The following is a 23,630-nucleotide window of genomic DNA, read 5'->3' as shown; positions in this document are numbered from 1 at the left end:
TCACGATAGGCCGCGTGTTTCGCCATGCCGTGCTCAAGACCGCCCTCATCCTCGCGCTGACCAGCGCTCTCGCCGGCTGTGGTGACACGGAGGGATCCCTGTCCCAGGCCCGCGACTACGCGAAGGAGCCGGGCAACCAGATCGCCGAGGACGCACGGACCGCGATGCACGACATCGACACCGTCCATGTCGAGGGCGACGTGCTCGATTCCGAGGGCACCAAGATCACCATCGACCTCGACGTCTCTGCTGAGGACGCCTGCGTCGGCCGGGTCAGCATCGGCGACGGCCGGATCTCGCTGCGCTCCATCGCCGGCTCGGCCTGGTACCAGGGCGACGAGGAGTTCTGGAAGTCGATCGCGCCGGACAAGGGTGAGGGCGAGCGCATCGCCAAGCGGGTCGGCGACAAGTGGGTCAAGCTCGAGGGTGAGCTGGCCAGCCTGCGCGCCTTCTGCAGCATCGACAGCCTCACCGCCCAGATGGTCCCGGCCGAGGCCGAGGCCCAGGCGATCGGCCCGGCGATGGCCGCCGAGGGCCCTGCCGTGCGCCTCGACGTCACCTACGGCGAGACCGAGAGCCGGACGTACGTCCTGGCCTCGAAGCCCCACCGGATCGTGAAGTGGACCCAGGGCAGCTCCGGCGAGCTCACCTTCTCCGACTTCGACAAGGAGTTCCAGGTCGAGGAGCCCGCCGCCGACGAGGTCTTCGACCTGGCCGAGCTGGAGAAGTGAGAACTGCACCGCCGTTATTCTCACTTTTCAAGGAAAAGTGAGAATAACGCGTACGCTCTTCTCATGACCGAGCACGGCGCGGCGTTGATTCCAGCGGCGGAGCGTGTCGTCGTGCCGTGGCGCCAGAGCGTCAAAGGCGGCACCATCGATGACCGTCGACTGGCAGAGGTGACGGTCAGCATCCCCGCGCGCATCTCCGGCGTCAGCCTGAGTGTCCCGCCCGGCGTGGCCGCCGAGTGCGATGAGGCGGTTCGAGCGATCGCCTCGCTGGACGCCACCCATGGCCCTCAGCTTCGCCCGCTGGCGACGATGCTCCTGCGCGCCGAGTCGATCGCGTCGTCGAAGATCGAGCACGAGATCGCCTCGGTCGAGGACTACGTCCGTGCTCTGCATGGCGCGAAGTCGAACTCGTCTGCGCTCTCGATGGTCCGTGCCACCGGCGCTCTGGACCGGCTCATCTCCGGCCCGCTCGATCTCGAGACGCTCCTGGACGCGCATCGGCGACTGATGCGTGACGACCCCATCGATGGGCCGTACGCCGGGCGCTGGCGTGACATGCAGAACTGGATCGGGGGTAGTGACCATTCGCCTCGAGGTGCGATCTACGTGCCTCCGCCACCGGACCGTGTCCCCGGCCTGATGGGTGACCTGGTCGGCTTCGCGACCCGCGACGACATCGCGGTGATTCCGCAGGCCGCGATCGCGCACGCGCAGCTGGAGGCGATTCATCCGTTCGCCGACGGCAACGGCCGCATCGGTCGCGCGCTTGCGGCTGCAGTTGTACGCCGCCGCGGCATCGCCCGATCGGTGACTGTCCCGGTGGCCTCCGCGCTGGCCGCTCGGCGCAGCGCGTACTTCCGGGCTCTGAACGATTTCCACGCAGGCGACGCCGAGCCCATCGTTGGCATCATCGCGACCTCATCGACCATCGCCGCTGAGGAGTCGAAGGTGACGGCGTCCCGGCTCGCCGAGCTACCGAACGACTGGCGTGAGCGCGTGAAGCCGAGCAGGGCGAGCGCTGCCGAGACGCTCCTGGACAAGCTGGCGTCGGATCCGGTTGTCACCACCGAGGACGTCGAGGACGACCTGGGACTCTCTGTTGCCACGACTCACCGGGTCATCGACCGCCTCCGCGGGGCAGGCGTCATCCGGCCGCTCACCAACCGCACGCGCAATCAGGTCTGGGGCGCAAGCGAGATCCTCGACGAGCTCGCCGATCTGGACGTACGCATCGCGGCTCGCGCGCGGCAGGAATGACTCTGTCGGAATGAATGGGCGGTCGTGAGGATTGCTAAGTAATGTGCCCACCTCGACGACCAGACCCACGCGCAGCTCGGTAGGACTTCGTAGCGAACGCGGGCCGATCCTGCTCGCGGTGATGGTGTCGCTGAGCCTGGTCGCGATCGACATGACTATCCTGGCGACGGCCGTGCCGAGCGTGGTCAAGGACCTCGGCGGGTTCGAGCAGTTCCCGTGGCTCTTCTCGATCTACGTGCTGGCCACCGCGGTGACCACGCCGCTCTACGCCAAGGTCGCCGACCGGCTCGGGCGCAAGCCGGTGATGATCGCCGGGATCGTCGCGTTCCTGGTCGGGTCGCTGCTGTGCGGCATGGCGTGGTCGCTGACCGTCCTGATCGTCTTCCGGGCCGTCCAGGGCATCGGCGCCGGGGCGATCCAGCCGATGGCGATGACGATCGTCTCCGACATCTACACGCTGGAGGAGCGTGCGGTCGCGACGTCGTACGTCGCCTCGGTCTGGGCCACCGCCGCCATCGTCGGCCCGACGCTCGGCGGGATCTTCGCCGACTACCTCGACTGGCGGCTGATCTTCCTCATCAACCTCCCCGTCGGGGCGGTCGCGCTGTGGCTGCTGCGGCACTTCCACGAGGACCGCCGCCCGGCCGCCGATCAGCGTGCCATCGACTGGGCCGGCGCCGGGCTGCTGACCGTCGGCGGGATCGCGCTCCTGCTCGGGCTGCTCGAGGGTGGGCACGCGTGGGGATGGGCCTCGCCGGTCTCCGTGACGATCTTCGCGGTCGGCATCGCGGCCCTTGTCGCTTTCGGGTTCGTCGAGCGCCGCGCCGCCGACCCGGTGCTGCCGCCCTGGGTCCTCAGCCACCGCGTCCTCGCGCCGGCCAACGCCGCCAGCCTGATTGTCGGCGTGGTGATGCTGGGGCTGACGACGTACGTCCCGCTCTATGCCCAGAGCGTGCTCGGTCACTCCGCGCTGGTGGCCGGGTTCGCGCTCGCCGGGATGAGCATCGGCTGGCCGATCGCCGCCGCCACGGCCGGCCGGATCTATCTGTCCCGAGGGTTCCGCACCGCCGTCGGGCTCGGGGCGCTGCTGGTGCTCCTCGGCGGGGCGGTGCTGGCGACGGTCGGCGAGACCTCGTCGTTCTGGCACCTGGCGATCCCGTGCTTCGTGCTCGGTCTCGGGTTCGGCTGGTCGGTCAACCCGGGCGTCGTCGCCGCCGGGTCGGCGGTCGACTGGGAGGTGCGCGGGGTGGCCACGGGCTCCAACATGTTCGCCCGCTCGGTCGGCTCGGCGCTCGGCGTGGCGCTCTTCGGCGCGGTCGCGAACGGGCTGGTCCGGAGCGAGTACGCCGGGGGAGAGGTGCCGCCGCTGGAGGCCCTGCCTCCCGATGTCCTCGCGCCGGCGCTGCACGTCGTCTTCCTCGTCGGCCTGGTCGTCTCGGTTCCGCTGCTGGTGGTGGCGTGGCGTACGCCGGTCCGGATCACCAGATGACTCTGCCGTTTTGGAACGGTGGTTACCACTGAGTAACCAGTGCGTCGTAGACTCCGATTCATGCTGAAGCGCGACCACTATGAGGAAGACCACGAGGACTTCCGAGCCTCCGTCCAGCAGTGGCTGGAGCGTTCGGTCAAGCCCCACACCGACAAGCACATCGCCGACAAGGCGCTGCCCCGCGAGTTCTGGCTCGAGGCCGGTGCGAACGGCTTCCTCGGGCTCGCGATCCCGGAGGAGTACGGCGGCGCCGGCGCCGACGACTTCCGCTTCAACGCGGTCCTCGCCGAGGAGCTCGCCAAGATCGGCGCGGCCTACCCGACCTGCGTCGGCATCCACTCCGACATCACCGCTCCCTACCTGGTCCGCCTCGGCACCGAGGAGCAGAAGCAGCGCTGGCTGCCGGGCGTGGCGTCCGGTGAGATTCTGCTCGCCATCGGCATGACCGAGCCGTCCGGCGGCTCCGACCTGGCCGCGCTGAAGACCACCGCGGTCCGCGACGGCGACGAGTGGGTCATCAACGGCTCCAAGACCTTCATCACCAACGGCTACTCCTGCGACCTGGTCATCACCGCGGTCCGCACCGACCCGGAGAAGGGCGCCAAGGGCATCACCCTCTTCGCGATCGAGGCGACCAAGGAGGGCTTCTCGCGCGGCCGCAAGCTCGACAAGGTCGGCATGGAGGAGTCCGACACCGCCGAGCTCTTCTTCGAGAACGTACGCGTCACCGACGCCGAGATCATCGGCGAGCTCAACCGCGGCTTCATCCACATGATGGAGGAGCTCCCGCAGGAGCGCGTCTCGTGCGCGGTCGCCAACGTCGCGCAGGCCAAGCAGATCCTGCTCGAGACCGTCCAGTACGCCAAGGACCGCAAGGCCTTCGGCCAGTCCATCGGCGCCTTCCAGCACAACAAGTTCCTCCTCGCCGAGCTGGTCACCCAGATCGAGGTCGCCGAGGCGTACGTCGACAAGTGCGTCGCCGCGCACGCCCGCGGTGAGCTCACCCCGGTCGAGGCGTCCAAGGCCAAGTGGTGGTCCTCGCAGGCGCAGTCCGAGGTGCTCGACCACTGCGTCCAGATCCACGGCGGCTACGGCTTCATGAACGAGTACCGCGTCGCTCGCGCGTGGCGCGACGCCCGCGTCACCAAGATCTGGGCCGGCTCCAACGAGATCATGAAGGAGCTCATCGGCCGCGAGCTCGGCTTCTGAGTCCAACGAATTCTCGTACGTCGCGAGGGGCGGACCCTGTATCGGGGTCCGCCCCTCGTCGTGTCTGACATCCCCTTCGGGGCCATGCCCCATATCGGGGACGCTCATCCCGCCGTGGGCACGCGCGCCGGCAACCCCTGCCTACCGTCGCACGGGGTTGGCTCATCAGAGGGTGCGACCCAAGCGTTGGGGGAGGGCACCACACATGCTGGGATATCGAGAGTGGTCACGCAGGGCGACGATCGTCGCCGCGATGGCAGCATCCGGAGTGATGGCCTTGTCTGGCGTCGCTTTCGCGGACAACGTAGTGAACGACGTCGACGTCGCCGCTGGTGACAACACCATCACGGCCGGCGGTACGACGACGATCGGCTACAAGGTCAACGCCACTGGTGTCGGTTCAGACGGGCAGGCCGGCTGTAACGCCAGCGACGCGACACCGGCCACAGTGACCTTGAGCGTGCCGGCCAACGTGACGGCGAGCAAGACGTCGTTGACGTTCACCGCGTGCAATGCGTTCCAGCAGGTGACCTTCAGCTCCGCAGTCGCCGGTGACTACAACATCAACGTCAGCAACATCACCGACGCCGGCGTCGGGTCCTACAACAACCAGGCGAACTGGACGCTGCATGTTGCCGCACCACCGCCGCCGCCCAACACCGCGCCGAGCGTGTCTGTCGGTGGTGTCACCGACGGTGCGAGCTACGAGATCGGCTCGGAGCCGAGTCCGTCGTGTGAGGTCACCGATGCCGAGGACGGCAACAGCACGGTGGCGGCCATCATCACCGGCACGCTCTCGCACGGCCTCGGAACCCAGACGGCCACCTGCGACTACATCGACGAGGGTGGGCTCGCAGCCGACACCGCCACGGCGACGTACGCCATCGTCGACACCGGGAACCCGACCATCGGTCACACACTCAGTCCCAGCACTCCGGACGGCGACAACGGCTGGTACACGCAGGACGTCACCGTGGCGTTCACCTGTGCGGACGTCGGCGGCTCCGGCATCGACACCTGCGTGGGCGACACCACCCTCGGCGAGGGCGAGGACCAGTCCGTGACAGGGACGGCGACGGACTGGGCCGGCAACACGGCGACCGACACCGTGTCCGACGTCGACATCGACAAGACAGCCCCGGCGGTGGCGCTCAACGGTGGGCCGGGCGCCAGCTACTACTACGGCAACGACCCAGTCGCTCCCACCTGTGACGCCTCGGACGCACTGTCCGGCCTCGCCTCCTGCGAGGTCACCGGTGGTGGCACCTCGGTCGGTGCCCACTCCTACACCGCGACCGCTACCGACAACGCGGGCAACACCGCCACCGCGACGCTGAACTACACCGTGCTCGCGTGGACCACCAAGGGGTACTACGCCCCGGTCGACATGGGTGGAGTCTTGAACACCGTCAAGGGAGGCAGCACCGTCCCGCTCAAGTTCGAGCTGTTCGCCGGGCCCACCGAGCTGACGAGCACTTCAGCCGTGACCAGCTTCAAGACCCAGAAGATCAGCTGCACCAGTGCCGTCGGCACCGAGGACGCCATCGAGCTGCTGACCACCGGTGGGACAAGCCTCCGCTACGACACCACCGCGGGCCAGTTCATCCAGAACTGGAGGACGCCGACAGGGGCAGGCAGCTGCTACGCGGCCACGATGACCAGCAACGATGGCTCCACCATCACCGCGCTGTTCAAGATCAAGTAGCCGGGTGCACTCGACTGGGTGTCCGGGTCGTGCCTCGCAGGGGCGCAGGTCCTTTGGACACCGGTCGAAGGCCTCTGCCCCTGCATACCGTTCGCGCGTCTGCTGGTGGAAGGAGCCGGCTGCACGATGCACGGGAGATGACATGGCGGGGATCGAGGGCGAGATCACGATTGAGCGACCGGTGGAGGCGGTGTTCGACTATGTCGCGGACCAGACCCACGAGCCGCAGTACAACCCCAGCATGGTGCGCGCCGAGAAGCGCACCTCCGGACCGGTCGGTAAGGGGACCCAGTTCGAGTCGGCCGTCAGGTCGGGCAGGGACGCTGTCGAGATGCTGATCGAGATCACGGAGTACGACCGACCCAGGCGGCTCGCCTCCACCACCACGATGAAGCAGGCCGACATCGACTATGTGCTGAGGTTCGTGCCGGTCCCGTCGGGTACCCGTATGTCATGGTCGGGCGAGGTGCGCCCGAAGGGCGCCCTTCGTCTGCTCGGGCCGGCGATCACCTGGCTGGGGGTGCGCCAGGAACGCCGCATCTGGACGGGCCTGAAGCGGCACCTCGAAGCCACGCCGGCCGGCGAGGCTGACCGGAGATGACGGGGACCGCGAACCTGCTTCTGACCGGCTACGCGGGGTTGGCCACCCGGTTCGGCTGGGTTGGACTGCTCCTCTTGGGCGAGGGGTGAGAGCCGTGTCGTCAGTGCGAGGGGGCACCGGCAAGTCGGTCGGCAGCGACTCGTCCTGGAGTCGTCTGTATCGCGCCGGGGCAGTCTCTGCTGCGCTGGCGGTCGTCCTGTACGTTGTGGCCCTGGTCATCGTCGCCGTCACGGCGACCCCGTCGGCATCGGGCGGCTCGGAGATGCTCGAGTACGTCGACAGTCACCGCACCAGCTACATCGTCCGACAGCTGCTATGGCTGAGCCCGAGCCTCTTCCTCATGGTCGTCTTCCTGGCTCTGGCCGTGGCACTTCGCCGTAATGGGAAGAGCTTCGCCGCGATCGCAGGTCTCATCTCGGTCGCGTCCTGGGCGGCGTCCTTGGCCTGGCCGACGACTGGCGACGGATCGCTCGCCATGGTGTTGCTGAGCGACCGGTACGCCGACGCGGCCTCCGTCGCCGACGGAGCGCCCTTCGTGGCCGGGGCCGAGCTCCTGATCGCGCTCAACGACGTGCCGTCCGCGATCGGCGTGTTTCAGACCCTCGGGATCCTCCTGATCTCGCTGCTGATGCTCAGGGGGACGTTCTCGCGCCGGTTGGCCTGGCTCGGTGTGGCGACGGGAGCGATCGGGATCGTGTCGGAGGCTCTCCGGCCGGTGCTCGGGTGGTCCTACGCGCTCTATGGCCTGCTGCTGTTCGGGTGGCTGATCTGGATCGCCCTCGCCCTGTGGACGCACGGGTCCCAGACCGGAGGCCTCACCCGCCCCCGTTGGGCAACGTCCCCGAACGGACCCGGAGGATGACGCCATGACGCCCCCGCGGTGGTTGCACCCGCAGGACTTCTCCGGAGCGGCGTCGTACCGACCTCCGGCGAAGTGGTACCGGAGGCTGAACCCGATCGGGGTGCCGTTGACCACGTTGGGGCTCGCTCCTCGGGACGCGATGACCCTGGAGGTGCGGGGTCGGCGTTCGGGTCGGGCGCGGCGCATCCCGATCCTGGTGACCCGGCACGAGGGCGCGGACTACCTGGTCGCTCTTGCGGGAGAGTCGCAGTGGGTCCGCAACGTCAGGGCGGCCGGAGGGGCGGCGGCACTGCGTCGAAGGGGAACCCGTCAGGTTCGGCTGGTCGAGCTGCCAGTGGCAGAACGGGCGCCGGTGCTCGCGGCGTACCTCGAGGCCGGGCGTCGGCGCAGCGGCGCGCCTGCCGCACAGGAGCAGGCGCGGTGGTACTTCGGGCTCGAGGAACCGCCGACTCCAGAGCGTCTTGCGGAGCTTGCGCCGCGCTACCCCGTCTTCTGCATCACCGACACCGCAGGTGCCGGTCGCGTCCAGGCGCGGGAGATCGCCCCTGGGGTGATCTGCGTGGGTCTGCGAGGGCGAACCCAGACCAACGTCTATCTGGTCAGCGCGGGGGCCGGCTGGCTGCTCGTCGACGCAGGCTGGGCCGGTGACGCCGATCGGATCGAGGCTGGCACGAAGCAGGCGCTCGGGCCCGGCCAGCGGCCGGAGGCGATCCTGTTGACCCACGTCCACCCCGACCACTCGGGCGCCGCCCGCGAGCTGGCGGGCCGCTGGTCGTGTCCGGTGTACCTGCACCCCGCCGAGCTGCCGATCGCCAACGGCGACTTCGACGCCATGCGGAGGACCGCAGCACCGCTGGACCGATGGGCCGTTCTCCCGGTGATGCGCGCCATGGGTCGCCGCAGAAGAGAGGCGGTGCTGGCAGGCAACGCCTTGGGCGAGGCCGCGCGCACGCTCCACCCCGAAGCGCCCGTGCCGGGGTTACCCGGCTGGGAGGTCGTGGCCACACCCGGCCACACTCCAGGACACCTCTCGCTGTTCCGAACCGCCGACCGGGTCCTGATCTCCGGCGATGCGTTGGTCAACCTTCGCCTCAACAGCGTCCGTGGTCTCCTACGTCAGCAGCCGGGGCTGACTGGCCCGCCTTGGTACTCCACCTGGGACCCTGCTGCGGCCGACGCATCCATCCAGCACCTCGCCGACCTGCACCCGCGGGTGCTCGGCCCGGGCCACGGCCGCCCCCTCACGGGGCCGGACACCCCGCACCGCGTCGACGACGTCGCCAGGGCGCTGAGCGCCCACCCGCCGAGAAGGACCCCGGACTCAAGAGGGCAGGTTAGGAGTTCGCGTGAAATCTGACCGTTTCGACGCGAACTTGAGCACTCTCGGCGTGCGGAGCCGGCCGGTGATCAGCAGGAGTTGGGGCAGCAGGCTGCCCAGCAGGAGCATCAGGACGGGAACCGCGACCAGTGGTCCCTGCTCGACGTTGATGGCCTCGAGGATCAGCAGCGGAACGGCGATGACGAGTGCCGGGATCGCGGCGAGCGCCAGCAGTCCGACGCGGGCCCACGGTTGGCTGACCCATGCGGCAACAGCCACGGCCGTGACACCGCCGAGCAGTGGCCAGAGTGCGACGGGGCTGAACAGTGGCTCCTCGATCGCGATCAGCAGGGTCAACAGGGTCCACCACACCAGGGCGCCGACGGCGAGCGCCAGCACCCCGAGCCGGCGGGCGAGCCAGTGGCAGACGGTCACGAACGCGAGCCCGGCGACCGCGCCGATCACCGCCATCGCCGTCGTACTCCCGTCGAAGTCGGGGTAGTGGAGCGTCTGCTCGGACTCCGGGTTCATCCCCAGCAGCAGCTGCCACGCTGCCCAGGCCAGCGCGGTGAAGGCGACGGCCAGGCCCGGGACCACGAGCGTGCCCCAAACCAGGTGCGGACCACTGACGATGCGGCGCCGCCACGCGGCCCCCACGATTACGAGGAACCCGACCGCTGCGATCACGGCCAGCGCCTGGGCCAGCCACACCTGGTAGGACACCAGGCCCACCACTGGCACGGAGAAGAAGATGCGGTCGCTGTCACTGATGCGCGCCGCGGTGAGGTCGAGGTTCCCGAAATGCTCGGCCAGCGCCACCATCGTCTCGCCGTGGTCCTGCACCACGCCGGCGTTGGTGGCCGCGACGTTGTCGCCGGCGTTGTGGTAGCGCACGACGTGGCCCTCGGTCAGGTACTCCGCAGCAACGATGCCGGCCGGAGCGAACGCGGCGAAGTCGTTGCCGATCCGGTCCCGGTCGGAGGTGTTGAGGGCCGAGTTGGCAAACGCCGGAAGCGATGCGTCGGCGAGTTCGTCGATGAGCCAGGCGTCGCCCGGTGTCGTGGTGCGCAGCTCGGTGCCACCGCTCTCGGGGAGCCCCTCGAACACGAAGGCCACTGCGACGCGGTCCGCGTCGGGGTAGTCGTCGAGGTAGGCCGCGATGCCGGTCTGGCCTTCCTCTTCGCCGTCGGTGAACAGGAAGACGATGTCGTTGGTCAGGGGTTCGCGCGCGTGCAGGACGCGCATCGTCTCCAGCATCACGGCGACTGCCATTCCGTTGTCGCCCGCGCCCGGGCCGTTCGGGGTGGAGTCGTAGTGGGCGGTGATGAGGACGTCGTGTGCGGCGTGCGACGTCCCGGGCATGCGCACGATGACGTTCTCGGCACCACTGCCCTCGTCGCGCTGCACCTCGACCGGCAGGTCGAGCGCGCGGGCCTGCGCGAGGAGGTAGTCGCGGACCCGATGCTGTGCCGCCGATCCGATGGGGTGGGGTTCGGCGGCGACGACTTCGAGATCTTGCATCGCCCGGTCTGCCGAGAAGCTGGTCGCGGCGGTGTCGGTGGGCTTGGCGCGGGGCGGGACGACCAGGCCTGCGGCGAGCAGGGTCGCGGCGATCAATGCGACCGCCAGGACGAGGCGGGCGAGCCAATTGGATGTTCGGGAGCTGGGCATGTTCCCAGCAACCGGTCGGTCATGACGCATGGCGACCATTCGAGGTTTCTCCTCTCAGAGGACGCGGCCCACCCCGGGGACGCGCTTGATGAGCAGCCAGGCCAGCACGAAAGATCCGGCCACGCCGCCGACCGCCACGAGCAGCGCCTTGGCCTCACCTGGCAGAGGCAGCGGACGCAGCGCCACGGCCAGCCCGATCAGTACGTAGCCCTGGACGATGAAGGCGCCGTAGGCGCTCCGGCCGACCGCCGGGCGGGCCCAGCGCAGCGGCCGGCCGAGATGGCGTTGGGCCACGCCGAGCAGCCACACCGGGCCGACCACTGTCACGGTGCTCTCCAGCACCGTGAACGTGAGAGCGTTCAGGTTCACGCCGCCTCGCCAGGTGCCCGCATCGAACGTGCCCAGGGCGGCCCCCACGCCCATGTAGGCACCGAACGCGGCCCCGGCCACGAGCGTGGCGGTGCGGCAGCGGCGGCGCAGTTGGTCGGGGACTGCGGTCAGCCACCCGTGGCGGGAGGCCACGACGCCGAGGCCGAACATGGCCATGCACTGGGGCCACTGATACATGTTCAGGTCGATGAGGTACTCATCGCCGTCGTACTCGTAGACGAGCCGCAGCAGGAACGTCGTGACGGTTACCGCGAGGGCGAGGAGCAGCAGCCCGCCCAGGCTCACGTTGCGGTGCCCAAGCTCGCTTGGCCGTCGACCGCGCCACCGGGTCCAGGCGGCGTAGCCGAGCGAGAAGATCAGCAGGACGCCGACGAACCACATCACCCCTGCGTCGAGGCCCCAGCCGCCCCCGTGGAAGAACTCCCACCAATACGAACCCGGAGGCACTCCCGGCGGATTGATCCGCCAGATCAGCGCCGGCCACAGCGCCAACACGAAGACCGCGAACGGGACACCGAGACGCACCAGCCGGTCCCGGGCATACCGTCCCGGGCCCTTGCGCTCCAGCGAGCCCGGCGTCAGCAGGCCGGCGACCAGGAACAGGAGCGGGATCATGAGCAGCGCGAACGGGCCGACCAGTGCCAGGAGGCCGATCGTGGTCGCCTCGGCCAGGGTCGTCTCGCGCATCTGCGCATAGGGCCAGAACTCCACGTCCGCGTACCCGACGATGCCGTGCGCCGCGATGATCGCGGCCACCAGGAGGACCTTGAGGCGGTCGAGGTAGAGGAGACGCTGCTTCGACCACTCCTCGACCGCACGACCGTTTTCGTCGGCCGAGGAGCCACGACGATTTCGGGTCCGCTCACCCACCTCTTGAGCGTGACCAGCCCGGGCCAACGTCTGCTAGGGACGAAGTCCCTCGACCAGCCATCTGAACGTCCCTCGTCACGCGCGGATCTCGATTCCGCCAAGCAGACCAGCAGAAGACACGTTGTGCAGGGCGGGCTGGGAGGAGAGGTTCGATCAGATCCGACGCGCGCGGAGACCCGAGCACACTCGGGGCTCACAGCCGACTTGTCTGTCGGAGTCATCGACAGCCAATCGACGATGCGGCTTCGGGATCCACGGCAACCCGACGGCCCCGGGCCGTCGAGCCCTGGTCACGTGAGCAGGAGCGCAGCGACCCTTGGTGTGATCTGAGCCGAGCGGATCGCGGCGGACGCATTACTTACGGCCCGCTCGCACGGGCTTTCGGCACTCACCGCTTCGACGGCACCGGGCCACAGTGGAATGAGATGGACTCTGGGAAGGAGGCATCGCCATGCAGTGGGACCTGGGACTTCAAGGACTGGCCGTGCTTGGTGCCATGTCGCTCGGGTTCGGTGTGGTCGCTGGGTTGCTCGTAGGGAAGGGTTGGGTGCACCGGCTGTGGGCGACCGCGATCGGTACGGTCGCATGCTTCGGCGTCGGGCTGCTCACCAGCGAGTGGCTGTTCGGCTGGGCGACCGAGGAGGAGCTACAGCCCAACGTCGACGGGTTGTCTCGTGACGAGGTGCTTCTGTCCAGCCTGTTCACCACGGCGGCAGTCGTGCTCGTGATGCGCTACCTCGCACACCGCAGGACGAGTCACGCTTCGCCTACAGCGGTCGGATAGTCGAACCCTTCGCCGTTCTTCCCGGTGTTTCGGTGACGCTACGACTGTTCGAAATCTCGGGTTGTCTATTGTCAACAATCAGCGGGTCCGGTCACGATGATCTGGTGGCGGGAACGGTGTGGGTGTGGTGAGCGTCTTTGGCCCCGAGGAGTTCGCGGAGCGGCTGGGCAAGGTGCAGCAGCGCATGGCGGAGCGGGGCTGGTCGGCCCTGGTGGTCGCGGACCCGGCGAACCTCTACTACCTGACCGGCTACAACGCCTGGTCGTTCTACGTGCCGCAGTGTGCGGTGGTGCCGGCTCGCGGTGAGCCCCACCTGTTCCTGCGGGCGATGGACGCGCACGGAGCCAGGCACACGGCGGTGCTCCCGGAGGAGCGGATCCACGCCTATCCGGAGGAACTGGTCCACCGGCCCGACGTCCATCCCTACGACCACATCGCCGCGTGTGCTCGGGAGCTAAATGTATTTGTCGACAATCCTGACGCGGTCGTCGCGATGGAGCTGGACGCCCACTATCTCTCGGTGCGGGGATTCCTGGCGGTGCAGCGGGCCCTCCCGCACACGCAGATCGTCGACAGCGAGGAGCTGGTCAACTGGGTGCGCCTGGTGAAGTCGCCGGCCGAGCAGGACGAGCTGCGGGCCGCGGGCCAGGTCGCCGAGCGGGCGATGACCGCGGCCCTCGCCGGGGTGAGGTCGGGGCGGCGGGAGTGTGACGTCGTCGCCGACATCCAGGCCGCACAGACGGTGAGCGTCGGCGGGGTCGGTGGCGACTACCCGTCCCTGGTGCCGCTGCTGCCGACCGGCGTCAGTGCCGACACGCCCCACCTGACCTGGACCGACAGGGTCCTGCGACGCGGTGAGGCGACCACGATCGAGCTCGCTGGCGTACGCAACCGCTACCACGCCCCGCTCGCCCGCACCGTCTGCCTCGGGCCGCCGTCGGCGAAGCTCCTCGACTGCGCCGCCGCGACCGCCGAGGGCATGGAGGCTGCGCTCGGCTCGATGAAGCCGGGGGCGGCGGGCGCGGACGTACATGCCGCCTTCACGCGGGTGATCGCGGCCCACGGGCTCACCAAGGAGTCCCGGATCGGCTACTCGATCGGGATCGGCTTCCCGCCCGACTGGGGAGAGCGGACGGTCAGCCTCCGGGCGGGCGAGGAGACTGTTCTCGAGCCCGGGATGGCCTTCCACGTGATCCTCGGGATGTGGATGGACGGCTGGGCCTATGAGCTCTCCGAGTCGGTCCTGGTCACCGAGCACCTGCCCGAGCCACTGACCTCGATGCCGCGTCAGCTGATCGTCAACGAGTAGTCCACCAAGGAGGAAGTGTCGAATGTCGACAATCCGCACGGAAGCCCGGCTGCCTCTGGCAGCACGCAGCGAGCACCTGGTCGGCTCGGTGATCGACTCGAGTACGTCGCTGCTGGCCGAGCAGACCCACGACATCGTCCGCCTCGCGATGGGCAGCCCTGCCCAGGACTCGATCCCGGCCGCCGCGCTGGCCGCGGTGCCGCTGGAGCCGCACGCCTTCGACTATGCCGCGACCGAGGGTGACCCGGTGCTGCGCGAGGCGCTGCTGGCCCAGCTCGCCGGCACCAGCGACGAGACCACGCCGGACCGGCTCACGATCACCTCCGGCGGGATGCAGGGCCTCGATCTCGTCCACAAGCTCTTCACCGACCCCGGCGATCTGGTCGTCGTCGAGGCCCCGACCTACACCAACGGCAGCGCGACCGCGCTGTCCTACTCCGCCGAGCTCCTCGAGATCCCGGTCGACGAGGACGGGCTCGACGTGGAGCGGCTGGAGGCAGAGGTACGCCGCACCGGCCGCCGCCCGAAGTCGATCTATGCCATCCCGACCTTCCAGAACCCGTCGGGGGCGACCCTGTCGCTGGAGCGTCGCGTCCGGCTCGTCGAGCTCGCCCGGGAGTGGGGCTCGATCCTGATCGACGACGACCCCTACGGGCTGCTGAGGTTCGCCGGCGACCCGCTGCCGACGCTGCACGAGCTGGCCGAGGGCGACCCGCTGGTCTTCTCGGTGCGCACCTTCTCCAAGACCGTCGCGCCGGGGCTGCGGGTCGGCTGGGTCGACGCCGACCCGTCGCTGGGGCAGCTGCTGATCAACGCCAAGCAGGCGATGGACACCTGCACCAACCTGCCGGCGCAACGGCAGCTCGCCGGGTTCCTGGACTCGGGTGGTTTCGACGCCCACGTGGCCGATCAGAGGATTGTCTACAAGGAGCGGAAGGAGGCGATGCGCGCCGCCCTGACCGAGCACTTCGAGGGCCGCGCGACGTGGACGGATCCCGACGGCGGCTTCTTCCTCTGGGTCACCTTCGACCCGCCCGTCGACACCACCGCGCTCTTCGAGGTCGCACTGGCCGAGGGGGTCGCGATGATCCCGGGCAACGCGTTCTCGCCCGGTGGGCTCTTCCCGCACTCGATGCGCCTCTGCTTCGCCTCCACCCCGCCCGGCCGGATCGCCGAGGGCATCGCGAGGCTGCGGCGGGCGGTCGACCGTCTCGCCCAGGAGGCGCGGTGACGGCCGAGGCGGTCGATCCCCACGAGGTGGTTGCCCTCGCCCAGCGCTTGGTGCGCGCCCGCGGCCAGAACCCGCCAGGGGAGGAGGCCGAGACGGTCGCGGTGCTCGCCGAGGAGTGCCACCGGCGCGGCTTCGACGTGACCCTCGACGAGGTCGCGCCCGGCCGCGCCAACCTGATCGCGCGGGTCGGAGCCGGGTCCGGGCCGGGCCTCCTGGTCATGAGCCACTCCGACGTGGTCCCGCCCGGCGACGGTTGGAGCGGAGACCCGTTCTCCGGTGACGTACGCGACGGGCGGCTGCACGGGCGCGGCAGCGCGGACACCAAGGGCGGCCTGGCGGCGGCGATCGTCGCATTGTCCACAGTCGACAACACCGTCGCCCAGCCCCCGATCACGCTCGCCGTCCTCGTCGACGAGGAGGAGCTCGGCCTCGGCATCCGCCACTTCGTCGCCGATTTGTCGACAAATGACCATTCAGCCTGCCTGGTCGTCGAGCCGACCAGCCTGCAGCCGGTGATCGCGGCCCGTGGCGACGCCTACCTGGAGATCACCCTCACCGGCAGGGCCGCCCACTCCGGCAACCCGTCCGACGGTCGCAACGCCATCCACGGCATGGCCCACGTGGTCGCCGAGATCGAACGCTGGCACGACGAGCTGGCCGCGAGCCCGCACCCGCTGTGCGGCCCGGCCACCTGGAGCGTCGGCACCATCGAGGGCGGCCAGGCGACCTCCACGGTCGCCGCACACTGCCGGATCACCGCGGACCGCCGCCTGCTCCCGGGTGAGGTCGCAGGGGACGTACGGAAGGAGGTCGAGAGCCGTCTGGAGGCCCCCGGCCTCGCTGCCCGCGGTCTCGCCCTCGACGTACGGATGACCATGGACATGCCCGGCTTCGAGACCCCTGTCGACAATCCGATCGTCGACGACATCGCCGCCGCGCTGACAGCAGCCGGCGCGCCCTCACCAGCCCCGACCGGCTGGACCGCCGCCTGTGACGGCGGCTTCGTCGCGAGCGCCGGCATCCCGGTCGTCGTCCTCGGTCCCGGCTCCGTCGCCGAGCAGGCCCACCGTCCCGACGAGAGCGTCGAAGTCGCCGAGCTGGTCACCGCGGCTCGCGCCTACGCAGCCCTCTTCCGGCACGCCGGCCACCGGAGCCCGGCATGATGGCGGCATGACCCAGCGTTCCTCCGTCGCCATCACCAACGCGTACGTCGTCCCGGTTGCCGCCGATCCGATCGAGAGCGGCACGGTCGTGATCGAGGACGGGGTGATCACCGCGGTGGGAACCGACGTCGCGATCCCTGACGGCATCGACACCATCGACGCGGACGGCAGGTGGCTGCTCCCCGGGTTCGTCGAGGGGCACGGCCACATCGGCACCCACGAGGAGGGCGAGGGCTGGGCCGGTAGCGACACCAACGAGATGACCGACCCCGACGGCGCGGCCCTGCGGGCGATCGACGCGATCAACATCGAGGACGAGGGCTTCCGCGACGCCCTCGCCGGTGGGGTGACCACGGCGGTCATCAAGCCCGGATCCGGCAACCCGATCGGCGGCCAGACGGTCGCGATCAAGACCTGGGGCGGGCGGACCGTCGACGAGCAGGTCCTCTCCGACGCGGTCTCGGTCAAGAGCGCCCTCGGCGAGAACCCCAAGCGCGTCTACGGCGACCAGAAGAAGACCCCGTCGACCCGGCTCGGCGTCGCCAACATCATCCGGAAGGCCTTCGTCGAGGCCCAGAACTACGCAGCCGCGAAGGCCGCCGCCGAGGCAGAGAACAAGCCCTTCGACCGTGACCTCGGCAAGGAGACGCTCGCTCGCGTCCTCACCGGCGAGCTCGCCTGGGACCAGCACACCCACCGCGCCGACGACATCGCGACCGCCATCCGACTGAGCGAGGAGTTCGGCTACCGCCTCGTGGTCAACCATGGCACCGAGGGCCACCTGCTCGCCGACGTGCTCGCGGAGAAGGACATCCCGGTCATCTACGGCCCGATGTTCGTGAGTCGCTCGAAGGTGGAGGTGCGCAACCGCGCCAACCGCAACATCGCCGCGATGGCCGCCGCGGGAGTGAGGGTGGCGATCACCACCGACCACCCGGTCATCCCGATCAACTTCCTGGTCCACCAGGCCTCCTTCGCCGTACGCGACGGCCTCCCGCGCGACACCGCCCTGGCCGCGATCACCACCAACCCGGCGAGCTTCCTCGGCCTCGACGACCGGGTCGGCGCGATCGCGCCGGGTCTCGACGGCGACGTGGTCATCTGGTCCGGTGACCCGCTCGACACCGACCACCGCGCGGAGCGCGTCTTCATCACCGGGACGGAGGTCTACAGCTGGGACAGCGACGCCGACGCGGGCCGCGGCAGCGGGGTCACCCGAGAGCGTGCGACGCGGTTCGAGAGCTGACGATGCGCAACGAACCCCGGACGGAGCACGTACCCAAGGTCATGACCCCCACCCCGAACAGCACCGGCACCGACAAGAGCAAGATCCGCCCTGCCGCGTACCTTCTGCCCGTTCTGGCGCTGATGCTGGGCCCGATGCTGGGCTCGTTGCTGGCCGGATGTGGCTCCGAGGCGACCGACCCAGGCGCTAACGTGTCTGATGTGCCCACATCGACCACCCCGACGCCCGCCGAGGACCCGAAGGTCGCCGCCGCGATCGCCGACCTGGCCAAGCGTCAGGGGGTGAAGACCGACGAGATCACCGTCGTCTCCAACGACAAGGTGACCTGGCGTGACGGCAGCCTGGGCTGCCCCGAGCCCGGGAAGATGTACACGATGGTCCTGACCGACGGGGTCCGCGTGGTGCTCGAAGCGGCCGGGAAGACCTACGAATACCACGGCGGCGAGAGCGGCCCGGTCGCCTTCTGCGAGAACCCGCAGCAGCCTGTCCCCGGCAAGGCGAGCAGTGACGCTCCCCAGTGAAGGTGCCCACGCGGGCCACGGGGACGCCGAGGAACGGGCCGACGGCCTGAAGAACCGGCTCAACTGGCTGCGGGCGGGTGTCCTCGGCGCGAACGACGGCATCGTCTCCACCGCCGGTGTCGTGATGGGTGTCGCCGGCGCGACCACGGACACGACAGCGGTCCTGATCGCCGGCGTCGCCGCGGTGGTGGCGGGCGCGATCAGCATGGCGGCGGGCGAGTACGTCTCGGTGTCCACCCAGCGCGACACCGAGGAGTCGCTGATCGCCAAGGAGCGCCGCGAGCTGCGGGAGATGCCCGAGGAGGAGCTGCGCGAGCTGGAGGGGTTCCTGCGCGAGCGGGGGCTGGCGCCCGAGACCGCCACCGAGGTCGCCGAGCAGCTCACCGATCGCGACGCGTTGCGTGCCCACGCCGCCCTCGAGCTCGGCATCGACGTCGACGACCTCACCTCGCCCTGGTCCGCGGCCGGTGCATCGATGCTCTCCTTCACCCTCGGCGCCCTGCTGCCCCTGCTCGCGATCATGCTGCTGCCGGACAGCGTCCGCATCTGGGGGACCGTCCTCACGGTGACCGCCGCCCTCGCCGTCACCGGCTGGACCAGCGCGCGCCTCGGCTACGCACCACCCGTCCGCGCGGCGCTTCGCAACGTCGCCGGCGGTCTCCTGGCGATGCTGGTGACCTACGTCGTCGGCGACCTCCTCGGCACGCAACTCAAGTGACCCGGCCCCTGCCGCCGGGCACAATGGGCCTCGATGAATCGAATGTTCGTGGCGGTGATCCCGCCGGAGTCGGTGATCGATGATCTCGACGAGTTCTTGTCCGTACGCCGCGACGCGGCCGCCTTCCGCTGGTCGGCGCCCGACCAGCTCCACCTGACGCTCGCCTTCGCCGAGCACGTCCCCGACAGGTCCCTCGATGACGCGATCGAGCGGCTGGAGACGGCCGCGGGGCGGCGTACGCCCTTCGAGATGACCGTCACGGGCGGCGGCGCCTTCCCCAACGTGACCGAGGGCAAGGTCCTCTACGCCGGCGTCGAGACCGATGCGGCCGAGGAGCTCGACCGGGTCGCTGCCGGGACGAGGAACGCGCTGGTCAAGGCCGGTGTCGAGGTCGACGGTGGCCGGTTCCGGCCCCATCTGACGGTCGCCCGGACGGGCACGCCGGTCGAGCTCAGCAACTGGGTGCGGCTGCTCGACGCCTACCGTGGTCCGACCTGGACCGTCTCCTCCTTCGCACTGGTGCACTCCCGGCTCGGGGAGGGCCCGAGGAAGCGTCCGGTCTACGACGTCGTAGCAGAGTTTCCCTTCGGCTGAACCCGAAGCCCCGGGCGGTAACAGGCAGGATCCGAGGTCGCTACCGTGTGCGGCTCGTTCTGACCTGACCCAGAGGAGAACCGGACATGAGTCGTCGAGTGGGGCGCAACGCCTACACCGGACTTTTCAACGACGTCGTACTGCTCGCCGCCCGTGTGGTGGTCGGTGGGATCTTCGTCGCGCACGGCTGGCAGAAGTACGACCAGGGCTTCGCCGGCACCGAGCAGCTCCTGGGCGGCCTGGGGGTCCCGGAGCCCGCGATCGCCGCCCAGGTGGCGACGTACGTGGAGCTCGTCGGCGGTGCCCTGCTGGCCGTCGGGCTGTTCGCCCCGATCGCCGGCGTGCTGCTCGCGGGTCAGATGGCCGGCGCGATCTGGTACGCCCACCGCACCACCGAGGTCTTCGTCGACCAGGGCGGCTGGGAGCTCCCCGCCGCGCTCGGCGCCGCCGCTCTCGTGCTCGGCCTGGTCGCCCCCGGCCGGATCACCCTCGACCAGCTCCTCACCTGGCCCCTCAAGGCCCTCGCCGCCAAGCGCAAGGCCCGGAAGGCCGAGGGGGCAGAGGCCGAGGCCGTCGAGGCTCCGCAGTACGTCGAGGAGAAGGTGACCATCAAGGCCTGACGGCGTCCCTGTAACACGTCGTTCGTAGGACTACTCGCCCGTTCAGATAGGGCGAGAAGTCCTACGAACAGCGTGTTACACGTCCGACGGGCTCAGCCCGCGACGCCGTAGAGCCGGTCGCCGGCGTCACCGAGGCCGGGAACGATGTAGCCCTTCTCGTTGAGCCGCTCGTCCATCGCGGCGGTGACGACGCGGACGGGGGCGTCGACGCCCTCGAGCTCCTTCTCCAGGGCGGCGACGCCCTCCGGAGCGGCGAGAAGTACGACGGCGGTGATGTCGTCGGCGCCGCGCTTGACCAGGAAGTCGATCGCCGCGGCGAGGGTGCCGCCGGTGGCCAGCATCGGGTCGACCACGTAGCACTGCCGACCGGAGAGGTCGGCAGGAAGACGCTCGGCGTAGGTCGTCGCCTCCAGGGTCTCCTCGTTGCGGACCATGCCGAGGAAGCCGACCTCGGCGGTCGGCAGCAGCCGGATCATCCCGTCGAGCATCCCGAGACCGGCGCGGAGGATGGGGACGATCAGCGGCTGCGGGTCGGTGAGGCGTACGCCTTGGGTCGGTGCGACCGGGGTGACGATGTCGACCGGGGCGACCCGAACGCCGCGGGTCGCCTCGTAGGCGAGCAGCGTGACCAGCTCGTCGGCGAGACGACGGAAAGTCGACGAGTCGGTGTCTTTGTTGCGCAGGGTGGTGAGCTTGTGGGCGACGAGCGGGTGGTCCACAACGAGGGTCTCCATGGGCTGAACCCTACGATCGGTTCGCTGTGAGGTCACCAATTCCCCCTAGACCCAGGGCGGTTTCGGTGTCACTCTGGTCGTGTGTCTGATCAGCTGGAGCAGATCGAGGGTGTTGACTTCGCCGTCGCGATGTATCGCGAGGACGGCGCCTGGGTTGTGCGCGAACTCGCTCACGACCTGCTGACCGATGTCGAGACACTGACGCACGCGCTGCACCGCTTCCCAGGCGATGGCGGCGCGATCGCGATGGCGGCGATCGACGAGGACTTCTTCGTGATCGTCCGGGTCTCCGGCGCCGCGACCAGGGTGCTGCTCTCGGACGTGACCGCGGCCGACGAGTGGGAGCTGGCCGCGTCGGCTCTCGACGTGCTCGGGTTGCCGCTGCCGGAGGAGGTCGAGGACGAGGAGGAGGCCGATCCGGCCGGTGACCTCGGCATCCTCGCCGACTTCGGGATGAGCGCGGTCGACATGGGCATCCTCATCGACGACATGTTCGAGGACGACCTCTACCCCGACGAGACGCTCTCCGAGATCGCCCGGGCGATCGGCTGCGGCGAGGCCTTCGACGACACCGTCGGCCTCATGCCCGCGTGACCCCAGCCGACCGGTGGGAGCCCGCGATGCGGGCCGCCCTCGACGAGGGCCGTGCTGCGCTGGCGACCGGTGATGTGCCGATCGGCGCGGTCGTCGTCGACCCGTCCGGGGCGGTGATCGGGACCGGCCGCAACGTACGCGAGGCGGAGGCCGATCCGACCGGACATGCCGAGGTGGTCGCGCTGCGCGAGGCCGCCAAGGCGCGGGGCGAGTGGCGGCTGGAGGGCTGCACGCTGGTGGTGACCCTGGAGCCGTGCACGATGTGCGCCGGCGCCGCGGTGCTGGCCAGGGTGGAGCGGATCGTCTTCGGCGCCTTCGACGACAAGGCCGGCGCGGTGGGCTCGCTGTGGGACGTCGTACGCGACCGCCGGCTCAACCACCGGCCCGAGGTCGTGGCCGGGCTGCTGGCCGAGGAGCAGCGCGCGCTGCTGGAGGACTTCTTCGGAGCCCAGCGAGGCGCCCCCGATTTCGGCGAAGACCCCCCGAGGTTGTAACTTAATCGGCGGTGACGTGTCCGAGCGGCCGATGGTGCAACACTCGAAATGTTGTGTAGGGAGACCTACCGTGGGTTCAAATCCCACCGTCACCGCCACACAGAAACCCCTGGGTGACCAGGGGTTTTCTGCTTTTCGAGATCAGAGGTAGCGAGCAGCCACGGTGGCAGCACGGGCGCCGTAGCCACCGCCGAACATCGTCGCGTGGACGAGGAGCGGGAAGAGCTGATGGAGGGCCTGACGGTCCTCCCAGCCCTCGGCGAGCGGAGTCGCTTCCTCGTAGGAGGCCATCATCCGCTCCAGATGGGGGAGGCCGAAGAGGGCGAGCATGGCGAGGTCGACCTCACGATGGCCCGCGTAGGCAGCAGGGTCGATGAGCCAGGCTTCGCTGCTGCGGTCCCACAGGACGTTGCCGTTCCACAGATCGCCGTGGAGCAGGGCCGGCGGCTCCTCCGGGATCAGCGAGGTCAGCTTCCCGACGACCTGCTCCACGCTCTCCGCGCCGGCGGCGTCGATGGCGCCGCGGTCCCGGGCGGCCTTGAGATAGGGCAGCAGGCGGCGTACGGCATAGAACTCGGCCCACGTGTCGGCGGGCTTGTTGGGCATCGGCAGCCGGCCGATGAAGCCGTCGTGGTCGGCCCCGAAGCCCGAGACCGGGGTGTTGTGCAGGCGGGCGAGCGCCCGGCCGAGCTCCTCGGCGGTCTCGGCGGTGGGACGTCCGGGCTCGATCCAGCGCAGGACCAGGCAGTCGGGTTCGGCGGCGAGGACCTCGGGCACCTTGACGGCACCCGACTCCTCCAGCAGGCGGAGTCCTCGGGCCTCGGCGGCGACGAAGTCGTCGCGCGGCAGGGAGAGAGCCTTCATCAGCACCAGCGAGCCGTCGCTGAGGCGGATCTTGGTGGCTGTCGAGATGTCACCGCCCGCGACCGGAGACGTGCTCACCACCGCCGCCCCGAGCAGCTGCTCGGCGCGACGGGCGACCGCGGGCTGACGGGTCACGAACCGGGCCTCGCCGCGGCCACGGATGCGACGATCGCATCACTCGTACGCTCCACCATCGCCAACACCTCCCGAAATCCCTCGACACCACCGTAATAGGGATCGGGCACGTCCCCGGGTCCTTCGGGATCGAAATCACGGAACATCCGCAGCCCGCTCTCCGGTGCCTGACCAGCCAGATCGGCCAGGTTGTCGGCATCCATCGCCAGCACCAGGTCGTACGTCTCGGGGTCCCCGACCGGCCACTGCTGAGCCCGGTGGCGCTCGGGGTCGTAGCCCGCCTCGAGCAGCGTCGCGGCCGCCCGGCGGTCCATCTTCTCGCCGGTGTGCCAGCCGCCGGTGCCGGCCGAGACCAGCTCCACCTCGTCGAGCCCGGCACCGTCGAGACGATCGCGCAGGACTACCTCCGCCATCGGAGAACGGCAGATGTTGCCCAGGCAGACGACCGCGATCTTCATGGCCTGAGTTTTACATTTCGGCCAAGAACGCGTGGCGGATGCCGAATCTCGGGCGCCGGATC

The 23,630-nt window shown here is 69.6% G+C and carries 24 protein-coding genes and 1 tRNA gene; 20 read left to right on the top strand and 5 right to left on the bottom strand.

The window, feature by feature from the left end; translation table 11 throughout:
* The first annotated feature begins 14 nt into the window (after positions 1 to 14).
* The 8 genes from ACIA03_RS03345 to ACIA03_RS03310 all read left to right on the top strand — a co-directional run bounded on the left by ACIA03_RS03345 (position 15) and on the right by ACIA03_RS03310 (position 9,211).
* Positions 15 to 731, top strand: a complete 717-nt coding sequence (locus ACIA03_RS03345; RefSeq protein ID WP_396979218.1) for a hypothetical protein — start codon at positions 15 to 17, stop codon at positions 729 to 731.
* Between the two features lie 63 nt (positions 732 to 794).
* Complete coding sequence (locus tag ACIA03_RS03340; protein ID WP_396979216.1) at positions 795 to 1,988, top strand: Fic family protein; 1,194 nt, start codon at positions 795 to 797, stop codon at positions 1,986 to 1,988.
* Between the two features lie 43 nt (positions 1,989 to 2,031).
* Complete coding sequence (locus ACIA03_RS03335) at positions 2,032 to 3,477, top strand: MDR family MFS transporter (RefSeq protein ID WP_396979214.1); 1,446 nt, start codon at positions 2,032 to 2,034, stop codon at positions 3,475 to 3,477.
* Positions 3,478 to 3,537: 60 nt separating this feature from the next.
* The gene (locus ACIA03_RS03330) at positions 3,538 to 4,686 is read left to right on the top strand and encodes an acyl-CoA dehydrogenase family protein (protein WP_396979212.1); all 1,149 of its coding nucleotides are present in this window, start codon (positions 3,538 to 3,540) and stop codon (positions 4,684 to 4,686) included.
* A gap of 253 nt (positions 4,687 to 4,939) precedes the next feature.
* Entirely contained in the window at positions 4,940 to 6,391 is a 1,452-nt protein-coding gene (locus tag ACIA03_RS03325; RefSeq protein WP_396979210.1) for a PxKF domain-containing protein, read from the top strand.
* Positions 6,392 to 6,533: 142 nt separating this feature from the next.
* Positions 6,534 to 6,992, top strand: coding sequence for an SRPBCC family protein (locus tag ACIA03_RS03320; RefSeq protein WP_396979208.1), 459 nt, complete (start codon positions 6,534 to 6,536; stop codon positions 6,990 to 6,992).
* Between the two features lie 94 nt (positions 6,993 to 7,086).
* Complete coding sequence (locus ACIA03_RS03315) at positions 7,087 to 7,854, top strand: hypothetical protein (RefSeq protein ID WP_396979206.1); 768 nt, start codon at positions 7,087 to 7,089, stop codon at positions 7,852 to 7,854.
* A gap of 4 nt (positions 7,855 to 7,858) precedes the next feature.
* Complete coding sequence (locus ACIA03_RS03310; RefSeq protein ID WP_396979204.1) at positions 7,859 to 9,211, top strand: MBL fold metallo-hydrolase; 1,353 nt, start codon at positions 7,859 to 7,861, stop codon at positions 9,209 to 9,211.
* Here ACIA03_RS03310 and ACIA03_RS03305 read toward each other — a convergent pair.
* Positions 9,176 to 10,843, bottom strand: a complete 1,668-nt coding sequence (locus ACIA03_RS03305; RefSeq protein ID WP_396979202.1) for a M20/M25/M40 family metallo-hydrolase — start codon at positions 10,841 to 10,843, stop codon at positions 9,176 to 9,178. The genes ACIA03_RS03310 and ACIA03_RS03305 overlap by 36 nt on opposite strands.
* A 54-nt stretch (positions 10,844 to 10,897) precedes the next feature.
* Positions 10,898 to 12,103, bottom strand: a complete 1,206-nt coding sequence (locus ACIA03_RS03300; protein ID WP_396979200.1) for an acyltransferase — start codon at positions 12,101 to 12,103, stop codon at positions 10,898 to 10,900.
* A 451-nt stretch (positions 12,104 to 12,554) separates the two neighbouring features.
* On the opposite strand from ACIA03_RS03300, the gene ACIA03_RS03295 reads away from it, so the two are divergent.
* The 9 genes from ACIA03_RS03295 (at position 12,555) to ACIA03_RS03255 (ending at position 20,289) form a co-directional block, all read left to right on the top strand.
* Positions 12,555 to 12,887 carry a hypothetical protein gene (locus tag ACIA03_RS03295; RefSeq protein ID WP_396979198.1) on the top strand — a complete coding sequence of 111 codons (333 nt, stop codon included), beginning with the start codon at positions 12,555 to 12,557 and terminating at the stop codon, positions 12,885 to 12,887.
* A 127-nt stretch (positions 12,888 to 13,014) separates the two neighbouring features.
* Positions 13,015 to 14,196, top strand: coding sequence for a M24 family metallopeptidase (locus tag ACIA03_RS03290; RefSeq protein WP_396979196.1), 1,182 nt, complete (start codon positions 13,015 to 13,017; stop codon positions 14,194 to 14,196).
* A gap of 22 nt (positions 14,197 to 14,218) precedes the next feature.
* Positions 14,219 to 15,427, top strand: a complete 1,209-nt coding sequence (locus ACIA03_RS03285; RefSeq protein WP_396979194.1) for a PLP-dependent aminotransferase family protein — start codon at positions 14,219 to 14,221, stop codon at positions 15,425 to 15,427.
* Positions 15,424 to 16,590: a M20 family metallopeptidase gene (locus ACIA03_RS03280; protein ID WP_396979192.1), complete on the top strand. Its 1,167-nt coding sequence runs from the start codon at positions 15,424 to 15,426 to the stop codon at positions 16,588 to 16,590. Before ACIA03_RS03285 ends, ACIA03_RS03280 begins: the two co-directional genes overlap by 4 nt.
* A 7-nt stretch (positions 16,591 to 16,597) precedes the next feature.
* Entirely contained in the window at positions 16,598 to 17,836 is a 1,239-nt protein-coding gene (locus ACIA03_RS03275; RefSeq protein ID WP_396979190.1) for an amidohydrolase, read from the top strand.
* Positions 17,837 to 17,838: 2 nt separating this feature from the next.
* Complete coding sequence (locus ACIA03_RS03270) at positions 17,839 to 18,357, top strand: hypothetical protein (RefSeq protein WP_396979188.1); 519 nt, start codon at positions 17,839 to 17,841, stop codon at positions 18,355 to 18,357.
* Positions 18,341 to 19,075: a VIT family protein gene (locus ACIA03_RS03265; protein ID WP_396979186.1), complete on the top strand. Its 735-nt coding sequence runs from the start codon at positions 18,341 to 18,343 to the stop codon at positions 19,073 to 19,075. The genes ACIA03_RS03270 and ACIA03_RS03265 overlap by 17 nt, the downstream gene beginning before the upstream one ends.
* 33 nt (positions 19,076 to 19,108) lie before the next feature.
* Entirely contained in the window at positions 19,109 to 19,669 is a 561-nt protein-coding gene (gene thpR / locus ACIA03_RS03260; protein ID WP_396979184.1) for an RNA 2',3'-cyclic phosphodiesterase, read from the top strand.
* 86 nt (positions 19,670 to 19,755) lie between these two features.
* On the top strand, positions 19,756 to 20,289 hold the full coding sequence (locus tag ACIA03_RS03255; protein ID WP_396979182.1) for a DoxX family protein: 534 nt from the start codon (positions 19,756 to 19,758) through the stop codon (positions 20,287 to 20,289).
* A 92-nt stretch (positions 20,290 to 20,381) separates the two neighbouring features.
* Here ACIA03_RS03255 and upp read toward each other — a convergent pair whose 3' ends face one another.
* Positions 20,382 to 21,023 carry a uracil phosphoribosyltransferase gene (upp, locus tag ACIA03_RS03250; RefSeq protein ID WP_396979180.1) on the bottom strand — a complete coding sequence of 214 codons (642 nt, stop codon included), beginning with the start codon at positions 21,021 to 21,023 and terminating at the stop codon, positions 20,382 to 20,384.
* Between the two features lie 81 nt (positions 21,024 to 21,104).
* Between upp and ACIA03_RS03245 the strand changes: the two genes are divergently transcribed.
* From ACIA03_RS03245 to ACIA03_RS03235, 3 genes are all read left to right on the top strand, one after another.
* Positions 21,105 to 21,617, top strand: coding sequence for a tRNA adenosine deaminase-associated protein (locus tag ACIA03_RS03245; RefSeq protein ID WP_084100295.1), 513 nt, complete (start codon positions 21,105 to 21,107; stop codon positions 21,615 to 21,617).
* Positions 21,618 to 21,643: 26 nt separating this feature from the next.
* Positions 21,644 to 22,111 (top strand): nucleoside deaminase, encoded by a 468-nt coding sequence (locus ACIA03_RS03240; protein WP_396979881.1) that lies wholly within the window; start codon positions 21,644 to 21,646, stop codon positions 22,109 to 22,111.
* Between the two features lie 10 nt (positions 22,112 to 22,121).
* Positions 22,122 to 22,209, top strand: a tRNA-Ser gene (locus ACIA03_RS03235).
* 43 nt (positions 22,210 to 22,252) lie between these two features.
* Here ACIA03_RS03235 and ACIA03_RS03230 read toward each other — a convergent pair.
* Both ACIA03_RS03230 and ACIA03_RS03225 read right to left on the bottom strand, forming a co-directional pair.
* A complete protein-coding gene (locus ACIA03_RS03230; RefSeq protein WP_396979178.1) occupies positions 22,253 to 23,110 on the bottom strand; it encodes a fructosamine kinase family protein in 858 nt (285 codons plus the stop codon).
* Positions 23,107 to 23,568, bottom strand: a complete 462-nt coding sequence (locus ACIA03_RS03225) for a low molecular weight protein-tyrosine-phosphatase (RefSeq protein ID WP_396979176.1) — start codon at positions 23,566 to 23,568, stop codon at positions 23,107 to 23,109. Before ACIA03_RS03225 ends, ACIA03_RS03230 begins: the two co-directional genes overlap by 4 nt.
* Positions 23,569 to 23,630: the final 62 nt, after the last annotated feature.

This window comes from Nocardioides sp. NPDC051685 (assembly GCF_044453405.1).
In the GTDB taxonomy this organism is placed as follows: Bacteria; Actinomycetota; Actinomycetes; order Propionibacteriales; family Nocardioidaceae; genus Nocardioides.
Note: the sequence above shows the minus strand (reverse complement) of the source record. Positions and strands in the feature narration are given on the sequence as shown.

Coding starts and splice junctions, on each gene's coding strand:
- ACIA03_RS03340 (WP_396979216.1), top strand. CDS start 795: ATGACCGAGCACGGCGCGGCGTTGATTCCAGCGGCGGAGCGTGTCGTC.
- ACIA03_RS03330 (WP_396979212.1), top strand. CDS start 3,538: ATGCTGAAGCGCGACCACTATGAGGAAGACCACGAGGACTTCCGAGCC.
- ACIA03_RS03325 (WP_396979210.1), top strand. CDS start 4,940: ATGGCAGCATCCGGAGTGATGGCCTTGTCTGGCGTCGCTTTCGCGGAC.
- ACIA03_RS03320 (WP_396979208.1), top strand. CDS start 6,534: ATGGCGGGGATCGAGGGCGAGATCACGATTGAGCGACCGGTGGAGGCG.
- ACIA03_RS03310 (WP_396979204.1), top strand. CDS start 7,859: ATGACGCCCCCGCGGTGGTTGCACCCGCAGGACTTCTCCGGAGCGGCG.
- ACIA03_RS03305 (WP_396979202.1), bottom strand. CDS start 10,843: ATGCCCAGCTCCCGAACATCCAATTGGCTCGCCCGCCTCGTCCTGGCG.
- ACIA03_RS03295 (WP_396979198.1), top strand. CDS start 12,555: ATGCAGTGGGACCTGGGACTTCAAGGACTGGCCGTGCTTGGTGCCATG.
- ACIA03_RS03285 (WP_396979194.1), top strand. CDS start 14,219: ATGTCGACAATCCGCACGGAAGCCCGGCTGCCTCTGGCAGCACGCAGC.
- ACIA03_RS03275 (WP_396979190.1), top strand. CDS start 16,598: ATGACCCAGCGTTCCTCCGTCGCCATCACCAACGCGTACGTCGTCCCG.
- ACIA03_RS03270 (WP_396979188.1), top strand. CDS start 17,839: ATGCGCAACGAACCCCGGACGGAGCACGTACCCAAGGTCATGACCCCC.
- thpR (WP_396979184.1), top strand. CDS start 19,109: ATGAATCGAATGTTCGTGGCGGTGATCCCGCCGGAGTCGGTGATCGAT.
- ACIA03_RS03255 (WP_396979182.1), top strand. CDS start 19,756: ATGAGTCGTCGAGTGGGGCGCAACGCCTACACCGGACTTTTCAACGAC.
- upp (WP_396979180.1), bottom strand. CDS start 21,023: ATGGAGACCCTCGTTGTGGACCACCCGCTCGTCGCCCACAAGCTCACC.
- ACIA03_RS03240 (WP_396979881.1), top strand. CDS start 21,644: ATGCGGGCCGCCCTCGACGAGGGCCGTGCTGCGCTGGCGACCGGTGAT.
- ACIA03_RS03225 (WP_396979176.1), bottom strand. CDS start 23,568: ATGAAGATCGCGGTCGTCTGCCTGGGCAACATCTGCCGTTCTCCGATG.